The organism is Streptosporangium nondiastaticum, assembly GCF_003011965.1.
Taxonomy (GTDB): Bacteria; Actinomycetota; Actinomycetes; order Streptomycetales; family Streptomycetaceae; genus Streptomyces; species Streptomyces nondiastaticus.
Genome location: NZ_PXWG01000190.1, coordinates 1 through 10,274 on the forward strand (window position 1 = coordinate 1; position 10,274 = coordinate 10,274).

The window sequence follows — 10,274 nt, forward strand, 5'->3', positions numbered from 1 at the left end:
AGGCGGGCGCGCAGGGTCGGCCCGCCGGCGGCGGTGACGGCGGCGGCACCGGCGGTCAGGCGCGCGTCCTTGACGACGAAGGCCGCGCCGGCTTCCCGGCCCTCGTGGGCCGTTGCCGCGGCGGCCTCGTGCAGGGCGCGCAGGTGGACGACCGGGGGAACGGGCACCAGGCCGCGCAGGGAGACGGCGGGTGCGCCGGGGTCCTGGGGGAACTCGGCGGTGACGCCCCCGGCCGCCGGGGGAGCGGGGTCCGGGGTGTCCGGGCGGCGCAGGTGCTGCTCGTCCCAGGGGTAGGCGGGGAGCGGCACGTGCCGGGCCGGGCCGCCGAACCAGCGCTCCCAGTCGACGCGCCCGCCCGCGGCGAAGAGCCGGCCGAGCGCCGCGGCCAGTTCCGCGTTCTCGTCCCGGCCGCGGTGGCCGGAGGCGACGACGGCGCCGGGGGCGCCGGTCTCGGCGAGGGTCTCCTCCATCGCGGCCTGGAGGACGGGGTGCGGGCTGACCTCGACGAAGACGGAGTCGTCCGCCTTGGCCAGGGTCTGGACGGCGTCGTGGAACCGTACGGGCTCGCGCAGGTTGGCCGCCCAGTAGGCGCCGTCCAGCTCGTGGCCGCCGACGGGGGCGCTGCGGACGGTGGAGTGCAGGGGGATGCCGGCGGCCGACGGGGCCAGGTCCGCGAGCTGCTCGCGGAGCGGGCCGGTGAGCCGGTCCATCAGGGGGGAGTGGGAGGCGACGTCGGCCTTGACGAAGCGGCTGAAGACGCCGGCGGCGTCCAGGCGGCACTTGACGCGGTGGAGGGCGGCCAGGTCGCCGGCGAGGACCGTCGTGGTGGGGGCGTTCTCCGCCGCCACGCACACGCCCGGCCCCTCCAGCAGTGCGGTCTCCTGCGCCTGGGCCCCCGCCAGTTCGGCCGCGAGCAGGCCGCCCTGCCCGGCCACGGTGCGCATGAGGCGGCTGCGGCGGCAGATGACGGCGGCCCCCTGCGCCGTGGTGAGGGCGCCGGAGACGACGGCCGCGGCGACCTCGCCCATGCTGTGGCCCGTGCAGGCGTCGGCGGTCACGCCCATGTCCTGCCAGTGCGCGGCGAGCGCCACCTCGACGGCCCACAGGAGGGGCTGGACCTTGTCCACCTCGGTGGGGAAGTCCTCCTCCGGGGCGTCGAGGAGCTCGGCGAGCGACCACCCGGCCTCGTGCCGCACGGCCTCGTCGCAGGCGTGCAGCGCGCGGGCGAAGGCGGGGGAGGACGCCCGCAGGGACCGCCCCATGCCCGCCCACTGCGAGCCCTGCCCGGGGAAGACGAGCACGGTGCGGCGCGGGGGCCCGAAGACGCCCGGGCCCAGGGCGCCGTGCGGCGTGCCGGTGCCGGCGGCCAGGTCCTGCAGGACGCGGGCCAGCCCGTCGTGGTCGGCGCCGGTGGCCCACAGCCGGTAGGGGTGGGCGTCGCGGCGCAGGGCCGCGGTGGCGCAGACGTCGCGCAGCGGCAGGTCGCGGCCCGCGCCGCCGGGACCGAGGTGCTCGGCGTAGGCGGCGGCCAGCCGGAGGAGGGAGGAGCGGGAGCGGGCGCTGAGGACGAGCAGGTGGACCGGCCGCACGGCGGGCGGCTCGGTGCGCCGGGCCGCCGCCGGGGCCGTGGTGTGCGGCGGGAACACCGCGGCGGGTGCCCCGGACACGGCCTCGGGGACGTCGTACCGGGCCACGACGACATGGGCGTTGGTGCCGGACAGCCCGAAGGAGCTCACGCCCAGCAGGGTGCGCCCGCCCGGCGCTCCGGCGCCGTCCTCCGCCCGCCGCAAAGGCTCGTTGCGGGTGACGACCTCGACGGGGAAGCCCGGGCGGGTGAGCAGGGGGTGGGGCGTGTGCTGGTGCAGCGACGCGGGCACGACGCCGTGCCGGGCGACGAGGATCGTCTTGATCAGCCCGGCGATGCCGGCGGCGGCCTCCGTGTGCCCGATGTTGCTCTTGACCGAGCCCGTGCGCATGCGCCGGCCGGCGGGCAGGTCCTCCAGGGCCCGGGCCAGGGCGCGCAGTTCGACGGTGTCGCCGACCGGCGTGCCGGTGCCGTGGGCCTCGACGTAGGCGAGGTCGGCGGGGCGGACCCCGGCGCTCGCGCACGCGGCGGTGAGCATGTCGACCTGGCCGGAGACGGCGGGCTTGAGGAGCAGCCCGCTGCCGCGCCCGTCGTTGGTCACGGCGCTGCCGGCCAGCAGGGCGAGCACGGGGTCGCCGTCGCGCAGCGCGTCCGCGAGGAGCTTGAGGACGACGACGCCGGCCCCTTCGCTGCGGACGAACCCGTCGGCGCCGGCGTCGCCGAACCTGCAGCGGCCGCCGGGGGAGAGCATCGCGGCCTGCGAGTAGGCGATGGCGTCCTGCGGGGAGAGGATGACGTTGACTCCGCCGGCGATCGCCAGCCGGGTCTCGCCGCTGAGCAGGCTCTGGCGCGCGGAGTGCACGGCGACCAGGGACGAGGAACAGGCGGTGTCCAGGGTCATGCTGGGGCCGCGCAGGTCGAGGGCGTACGAGATGCGGCCGGCCGCCATGGCGCGCAGGTGGCTTCCGGTGACGTCGCCGAGGGTGTGCCGGCCCCCGTCGGCGTAGTCGGCGGTGGCCTGCCCGATGAAGACGCCGCTCCGGCTGCCGGCCAGGGAGGAGGGGGCGATGCCGGCGTCCTCCAGGGCCTCCCAGACCACGGGCAGCAGCAGCCGGTGCTGGGGGTCGAGGCCGGCGGCTTCGGCGGGGGAGATGCCGAAGAAGGCGGCGTCGAAGGAGAACGGGTCGTCCAGGAAGCCGCCGTGGCGGGAGACGGTCTTGCCCGGGGTGCCGGGCGTGTCGGTGTGGTAGGGGGCGATGTCGAATCGCTCGCGGGGGACGGCCGTGACGCAGTCCCGCCCGGCGAGGAGGTTGTGCCAGAACTCGCCGGTCCCGGTGGCCTGCGGGAAGCGGCATCCCATCCCCACTACGGCGACGGTGCGTGCGGGAGCCAAGACGTCCATGTGAAACCCCACTTCGTCACGTGCTGAAGGTCATTGCCGAACGTGTGCGGAGCGGCGGGGCGGCGAGAGAGGAAGCGACGGCCCCACTGGCGTGGGCGATTGTGGTCCAAAGATGCACTGGAGATCAATGTTGGCCTGGAGGTCTCTCCTTGGACTGGCTGAATCCGCGTCATCCGCCGTCCGTTACATCCCGGTTGATCGGTTTCTGTGACGCCTGCTCGGCGCCGGGCGGGGGTGCAGTCCTTCCGAAAAGTTGGGCTTGAGTTCAAGATTGCATGCCAATATAAATTTATTCGCCAGTTCATGGCGGACAGGCTTCACGACGGACGACAGGCGGGGGCAGTGACGGTGAGGTACGTGGTCGACAGGGAGTTCCGGGACGACGACCGCCTGCGGCGGACGCTTCCGGCGCACAGCACCTACTGGCGCAGGATGTCCCGCCTGGGCGTGCTGCTGCACGGCGGCTCCTGGCGGGAGGGCTGCGGCGAGACCCTCGTCGTCAAGGCCGCCACCCGCGGAGAGCTCCAGCAGGTGCTCGGCGAGGACCCGTACGTACAGGAACACCTCGTGCTGGAGACGCGCATCAGGGCCCTGGAGGCCCTCGTCGAGGCCGCCGAGCAGCCGCCGGCCGCCGCGCCCGCACGCCCCGGGCCCGCCGGGGAGAGCGGACCGGCGGCGGAGGCCGGGTCGCGCACGGACGCGCAGCTCAGCGCGCACGAGTGGCGCGTCGCCCGCATGATGCTCGCCGGCCTGACGAACCGGCAGATCGCCGAGCGCTTCGCCGTCTCGCCCCGTGCCGTGGAGCAGCACATCACCCGGATCTACCGGAAGCTGTCCATCAGCCGCCGCGCGCAGCTCGCCGTCGCCATCCAGGGCGGCCTGCCCAGGTCCGGCGAGCTCGCGGCCGCCGGCTGAGCCGCTTCCGGCGGCGCGAAGAGCGACGGGCGCCGTGCGGGCCGGAACTCCGGCCCGCACGGCGCCCGTCACTTCCCGGATCCTGCGAGCGCTACGCGATGGCGTGCTCCGCGGCCGCCGCGTCCGCCAACGGGCGCAGCCGGTCCAGCAGTTCCGCCTCGCCCAGGGCGCGGGCGACCTGGAAGAGGTCGGGGCTGCGGTCCGTGCCCGTCACGCACACGCGCAGCACGTTGACCACCTCGCGCACCGAACCGTGGTACGCCTGCGGATCCGCCCGGTACGTCCGCACGTCCGGCGCGAAACCGTGCCGCCGCGCCAGCTCGCGCCACTGCGCGTACCAGTCCTCGGCGGGGCCGGTGTGCCGGTAGCTGCCGGCGAGGTCGGTGACGAGCTCGGCGACCTGCCGGGCGGGCAGCCCCAGCCGGACGTCGTCCAGCGCGCCCACCGGGGTGTGGAGTTCGGGGAAGAAGAACCCGTACGCGCTGCGGAACTCGCTCCAGCAGGCCAGGTCCTTGCGCGGCGTGCCCGTACCGCTCCGGCCGATCTCCAGGGCCTGCACGGCCAAGTGCCGGTGGGTCCGCAGCACGCGCGCGAGCCCGGGGTCGTGCTCCTCGGCCCAGGCCGACAGCGCCCGCAGGGCCTCGTCCGGGGACAGCGAGGCGATGTAGTCGCGGCTGACCGAGCGCAGCTTGCCCAGGTCCACCATGGGGCCGGCCGTTCCCGCCTCCTCCAGACGCACGGGCTCGGCCAGTGCGCGGCCCGCCGGCAGGTCGGCCAGCCGGCTGTTGGCCAGGCCGCGCAGGTAGTGCCGCACGGCCTGCGCCGGGTAGCCCGCGGTCAGGTAGAACGCGGCGGCGGACTCCGGGTCCTTGCGCTTGCTGAGCTTGCGCCTGCTGGAGCCCTCGACCTTCATCAGCGGGGCGATGTGGGCGTACTGGGGAGGCGTGAAGCCCAGGGCGCGGTGCAGCTGGTGGTGCACGGGCAGCGAGGAGATCCACTCCTCGCCGCGGATCACCAGCGTCACCCGCATCAGGTGGTCGTCGACGACGTGCGCGAAGTGGTACGTGGGCAGCCGCCGGCCCTGCTCCGCCGACTTCAGGATCACCACGTCGTTGCCGTTGTCGAGCATCGTCAGGGCGCCGCGGACCCGGTCGCGGAAGCGCACCCGGCCCGGCAGCCCCACCGGGCAGCGGAAGCGGACGGTGAACGCCTCGCCCGCGGCGACGCGTTCCTGCGCCTGCTCCACGCTCAGCCCCCGGCACCGCGCCCACTTGCCGTAGTAGCCGAGCGGCGACCGGGCGCGCTGCTGCTCCTCCGCGTTCCGCCCGAGCACCTCCGGCGAGCAGAAGCACGGGTAGGCCTGCCCCGTGCGCACCAGCTCGCGCACGTAGCTGAGGTAGATGGCCTCCCGGTCCGACTGCAGGTACGGGCCCCAGGCACCCGGCCGGCCGGCGCCCTCGTCGGGTTCGAGGCCGAAGTAGCCGAAGACCCGCGCGAACTCCTCCGCGGCGCCCGCGACCTCCCGGCGCTTGTCGGTGTCCTCGATGCGCACGACGTACGTGCCGCCGCTGCGCCGGGCCGCCTCCTGGGCGAGCAGCGCGACGTACAGCCCGCCCAGGTGCACGGAGCCCGTCGGGCTGGGGGCGAAGCGCGTCACGTGCGCGCCCGGGGCGAGACTGCGCGGGGCGAAGCGCTCCTCCCAGACCTCGCAGGAGCGCAGGTCGGCGGGGAACCACGAATCGATGACGTCACGGTCCTGCATGGCACGTCCTTCCGTCGGGCAACAGCGGCAGCGGTGATGGAGCAGCGGTGATGGTGCGGCAGCGGTGAACGCGTCGGCGGATCGACCGGCCGACGCTCAACTGCGGTGAACAGAACGGGTGTCCGGGTGCCGACACTAGGCCGCCCCGGCGCCCGCGCCCCGTGCCCGCCCCGACGGTGATGTGGGAACCCGAACCCTCCGCGCCGCGCACCGGCCCGCCACGCCGGGGGGTGGGCCACGCTGTTTCCCGGCCGCCCCGCAAGGGGGCCGGTCCCGACGGAGAGGAGGGATGCCGACGTGCTGCGCGTGATCCTGCCGGCGCTGGGCGCCCTGGCGGTGGGCACCGACGCCTACATGACGGCCGGACTGCTGCCGCAGATCTCCGGCGAGCTCCGCGGCTCGACCGCGGCGGCCGGTCAGCTCGTGACCGTCTTCACGGTCTCCTACGCGCTCCTCGCCCCGCTCGCGCAGACCGCGCTGGGCCGCCTGGGCGTGCGCCGGGTCCTGCTCGTCTCCCTGGCCGCGTTCACCCTCGCCAACGCCGCGGGCGCCCTCGCCCCGGACGCGGTGAGCCTGGCGGCCACGCGCGTCGTGGCGGGCGCGGCGGCCGGCGTCTTCATGCCCACCGCCGCCGCGGCCGCGTCCCTCCTCGCGGGGCCCGAACGCCGGGGCCGCGCCCTGGCCGTGGTCCTGGGCGGGCTCAGCTGCGGCACCGTCCTCGGCGTCCCCGTGGGCCTGCTGCTCGCCGGCCACACCGGGTGGCGGTCCGCGCTGTGGCTGGTGACCGGCATCGGCGCCGCCGCCCACCTCGGCGCGGCCCTCCTGCTGCCGTCCATGGAGAGCGCGCCCCTGCCCTCGCTCGCCGAGCGCGCCGCGCAGCTGAAGGACCCCCGGACCGGCGCCGCCGTCCTGACCACCTTCTGCCAGACCGTCGCCAGCCTGGGCCTCTACACGTACCTCCTGCCCGTGCTGGACGCGGCGGACGGAGGACCCGGCGGCGCGGGGCTGTGGGTGTGGGGACTGGGCGGCGTGCTGGGGAGCTTCGCCGTCGGCCCCCTGCTCGACCGCGTTCCCCGTCCCGGGCTGCTGACCGGGCTGCTGCTGTCGGCCCTCGCCCTCGCCCTGGCGGCGATCGCGTTCGCCCGCGGACCGTGGTGGCTGTGGCCGCTGCTGGCCGTGTGGGGCGCGGCCGGCTGGGCCTTCGTCGTCCCCCAGCAGCACCGCTTGCTGGCGGCCGGGCCCGCGCGGGGGGCCGCGGCCCTCGCCCTCAACAGCTCGGCCACCTACCTCGGCGGATCGGCCGGCGCCGCGCTCGGCGGCGCGGCCCTCGCGGCGGGCCTTCCGACCCGCTTCCTGCCGCTGGCCGCGGCGGGCTGCGCGGCGCTCGGCCTGGCCGTGCACCTGACCGGCGCCCGTGCCCGCTTCGCACCCCGGGCACCGGCCCGTACCCCGTAGTCCCCCCAGCCCCTTTCCCCCGGCCGCACCACCCGGCCGCCAACCACCGGAGGACCCCGTGAAGTTCGGCGTCAACGTTCCCAACTACGGCCCCGGCGCGACCCCCGAGACCCTGGGGGAGTGGGCCGGGCGGCTCGAAGAGCTCGGCTACCACCACCTGCTGGTGTCCGACCACGTCGCCCCCACCCCCGAGGTGCAGCGCCTGTTCGCCGCCCCCTTCTACGACCCCTTCACCGTGCTGTCCTACCTGGCCGGCGTCACCCGCACGATCGGGCTCGGCACCACCGTCACGATCCTGCCGTACCGCCACCCCGTCCTCACCGCCCGCATGGCCGCCGCCATCGACCGGCTCAGCGGCGGCCGCTTCGTCCTCGGTGCGGCCGCGGGCTGGGCCCCGGGCGAGTTCGCCGCGCTCGGCGTCCCCTACGCCCGCCGCGGCGCCCGGAGCGACGAGTACCTCGCCGTCATCAAGGCCTGCTGGGCGAACGACGTGGTCAGCCACCACGGCGAGTTCGTGTCCTTCGACCACCTGCACACCGGCCCGGCACCCCTGCAGCGCCCCGGCCCGCCCGTGTGGGTCGGCGGGCACAGCCCCGGCGCCCTGCGCCGCGCCGTCCGCTTCGGCGACGCCTGGCACCCCACCTCCGTCACCGCCCAGTGGCTGACCGGCTACGGCCTGCCCGCCCTGGAGCGGACGGCGAAGGAGCTCGGCCTGCCCGTGCCCGCGCTCGTGCCCCGCATCAAACTCCGCGTCACCGCCCGCCCGCTGGGCAACGGCCGGCTCATGGGCGAGGGCAGCCTGGACGAGATCCACCAGGACCTGGCCCTCCTGGACGCCCTGGGCGCACCCGCCGTCGTCCTCGACCCGACGTTCCCCGGCGAGCCCCGCACGCCCGAGCGCAACGCCCGCGACCTCGACACCCTGGAAATCCTCGCCCGTACCGTCATCGACCCGGAACAGCAGCGCCTGCGCTGATGTTGCCCGCAGCATGACCACACCCAGCCCCGGCGCGGCCCCGGTGCCGCGCCACCCCGACGTGGACCTGCGCCGCCTGAGAATCCTGGCGGAGCTCGACCGCCGCAAGACGGTCAGCGCCGCCGCGGCCGCCCTGCACCTGACGCCCTCCGCCGTCTCCCAGCAACTCGCCGCCCTCTCCAAGGAGCTGGGCGTGCGCCTGACCGAACCGGCCGGCCGCCGGCTGCGCCTGACCGGCGCCGCCCGCATCGTGCTGCGCCACGCCGAGGAGATCTTCACCTGGACCGACCGGCTCCACGAGGCGGTGGCCGCCTGGCGCGAGGGGGAGACCGGCGAGGTGTCGGTGGCCGGCTTCGCCACCACCCTCACCCCGCTGATCCTGCCCGCCGCCGCCATCCTCAAGGAGAGCCGGCCCCAGCTGCGCACGACCCTCGCCGAGGTCGACCCGCCGGTCAGCTTCGAGATGCTCGCCGACGGGCGCACCGACGTCGTCATCGCCGTGGAGTCCCCGAACGCGCCCGTCGGCGACCCGCGGTTCGAGAAGTTCCCCCTCATGCAGGAGATCTTCGACGTCGCCCTGCCCCTGGGCCACCGGCTGGAGGAGGCGGCGTCGCTGACGCTCGCCGACCTCGCCGACGAGGCGTGGATCTTCGCCACCGCCGGCATGTGCCAGGAGATCCCCCTGGCCGCCTGCGCCGCCGCCGGGTTCACGCCGCGCGCCACGCACGCCATCGGCGACTGGGAGGCCACGTTCGCGGCCGTCCGGCACGGCATGGGCATCAGCCTCGTCCCGCGCCTGGCCCGCTCGGCGGCCCGTTCGGGCGTGGTCGTGAAGACCTTCGACGACGCGCCCTGCCGGCAGGTCTTCGCCGCCGTGCGCGCGGGCGACGGGAGCCTGCCGCAGGTCGCGGCCGTCGTCGACGCCCTGGCGCAGGCGGCCGCTTCGGCCCGCTCGGAGGACGGCGGAGAACCGTAAGGGCGAACCGTTAGCCCGTCTTCACGGTCATCGGAAGAATCCCTCGATGGACGCCGCGGGGGCGGCGGTGTGAGGCTCTATCCCAGAGCCCGGCCGCCGCACCACCCCCGGGACTCTGCCCGGCTCGGCCCGTACCGGCGCCGCAACACCCTTTGTCTCTCCCCCTGTTGCGCCCGGCACGGCCCTGCCCTCAACGAGACCGAAATACCCCGAATGCCCCGTCCGTGGACGTGACCGCCCGGACCCCCGGGGCACCGCGACGCCGAGGAGAATCATGTCGAAGGGTGCCGTCCTGCGGCTTTCCGCCCTGAGCCTGCTGTGGGGCTCCGTCTTCCTGTGGATCAAAATCTCCGGATACGCCTTCTCCCCCGTGGAGATGGTGTTCGTCCGCCTCGTCCTGGGCGCCGCCGTCCTGCTGACCATCGGCGTGGCCAAGGGCCAGAAGCTCCCCCGCGACAAGAAGGTCCTCGGCCACATGGCCGTGGCGGCCTTCCTCGGCAACGCCGTCCCCTGGCTGCTGTTCGCCGAAGGCGAGCGCACCGGCTCCAGCAACATCGCCGGCATCGTCAGCGGCACCGGCCCCGTGTGGACCCTCGGCGCCGCCGTCCTCCTCGGCTCCGAGAAGCGCCTCGGCGCGGCCCGCGTCTGGGGCATGGTGATCGGCCTGCTCGGCGTCGTCCTCGTCGCCGCGCCCTGGAGCGACGGCACGCACGCCTCGACCGGCAGCATCGTCTGCTTCGTGCTCGGCGCCGTCAGCTTCGGCAGCAGCTTCGCCTACGTCGGGCGCTTCCTGGCCGGCCGCGGCATCCCCGTCTTCATGCTGGCCGGCGGCCAGCTCGCCATCGCCGCCGTCATGACGCTGATCGCCGTGCCCTTCATCGGCCTCGAAGCGGTCAAGTGGCGTACGGACTCCGTCGTCGCCCTGATCATCCTGGGCATCGTCTGCACGGGTTTCGCCGTCCTGCTCAACACCATCATCATCACCAAGGACGGCGCCGCAGCGGCGGCCACCGTCATCTACCTCATGACCGTCGTCTCCGTCGTCCTGGGCGCCGTCTTCCTCGACGAGCCCCTCGGCTGGACCGTCCTCCTGGGCACCGCGGCCGTCCTCGCCGCCACCGCCCTGCTGCGCCGCAAGCCCGCCCCCGCACCCGCCCCGGCCGCGGACGCCGGACCGGCGGCCCGCGTGGGCACGGCCCCCGT

7 protein-coding genes are annotated in these 10,274 nt (G+C 75.3%); 5 read left to right on the forward strand and 2 right to left on the reverse strand.

Going from position 1 to position 10,274, the window contains the following annotated elements:
* Window positions 1-2,987: type I polyketide synthase (locus B7P34_RS33300; protein WP_146167002.1), on the reverse strand; the 2,987-nt coding region annotated here is incomplete at its 3' end.
* 357 nt (window positions 2,988-3,344) lie between these two features.
* On the opposite strand from B7P34_RS33300, the gene B7P34_RS33305 reads away from it, so the two are divergent.
* Complete coding sequence (locus B7P34_RS33305) at window positions 3,345-3,902, forward strand: helix-turn-helix transcriptional regulator (RefSeq protein WP_223268492.1); 558 nt, start codon at window positions 3,345-3,347, stop codon at window positions 3,900-3,902.
* Window positions 3,903-3,993: 91 nt separating this feature from the next.
* Here B7P34_RS33305 and B7P34_RS33310 read toward each other — a convergent pair whose 3' ends face one another.
* The gene (locus B7P34_RS33310; RefSeq protein WP_106681901.1) at window positions 3,994-5,664 is read right to left on the reverse strand and encodes a glutamate--tRNA ligase; all 1,671 of its coding nucleotides are present in this window, start codon (window positions 5,662-5,664) and stop codon (window positions 3,994-3,996) included.
* A gap of 297 nt (window positions 5,665-5,961) precedes the next feature.
* Here B7P34_RS33310 and B7P34_RS33315 point away from each other — a divergent pair, with 297 nt between their 5' ends.
* The 4 genes from B7P34_RS33315 to B7P34_RS33330 form a co-directional block, all read left to right on the forward strand.
* Window positions 5,962-7,119, forward strand: a complete 1,158-nt coding sequence (locus tag B7P34_RS33315) for an MFS transporter (protein ID WP_106681902.1) — start codon at window positions 5,962-5,964, stop codon at window positions 7,117-7,119.
* A gap of 58 nt (window positions 7,120-7,177) precedes the next feature.
* Window positions 7,178-8,095, forward strand: coding sequence for a TIGR03619 family F420-dependent LLM class oxidoreductase (locus tag B7P34_RS33320; RefSeq protein WP_106681903.1), 918 nt, complete (start codon window positions 7,178-7,180; stop codon window positions 8,093-8,095).
* 13 nt (window positions 8,096-8,108) lie between these two features.
* A complete protein-coding gene (locus B7P34_RS33325) occupies window positions 8,109-9,071 on the forward strand; it encodes a LysR family transcriptional regulator (protein WP_106681904.1) in 963 nt (320 codons plus the stop codon).
* 274 nt (window positions 9,072-9,345) lie between these two features.
* Window positions 9,346-10,274, forward strand: a 929-nt coding sequence (locus B7P34_RS33330) for a DMT family transporter (RefSeq protein ID WP_106681905.1), incomplete at its 3' end; no start/stop codon positions are given.

What these genes read in the sequence shown, in the direction of transcription:
- B7P34_RS33310 (WP_106681901.1), bottom strand. Translation starts at nt 5,664, where the DNA reads ATGCAGGACCGTGACGTCATCGATTCGTGGTTCCCCGCCGACCTGCGC.
- B7P34_RS33325 (WP_106681904.1), top strand. Translation starts at nt 8,109, where the DNA reads ATGACCACACCCAGCCCCGGCGCGGCCCCGGTGCCGCGCCACCCCGAC.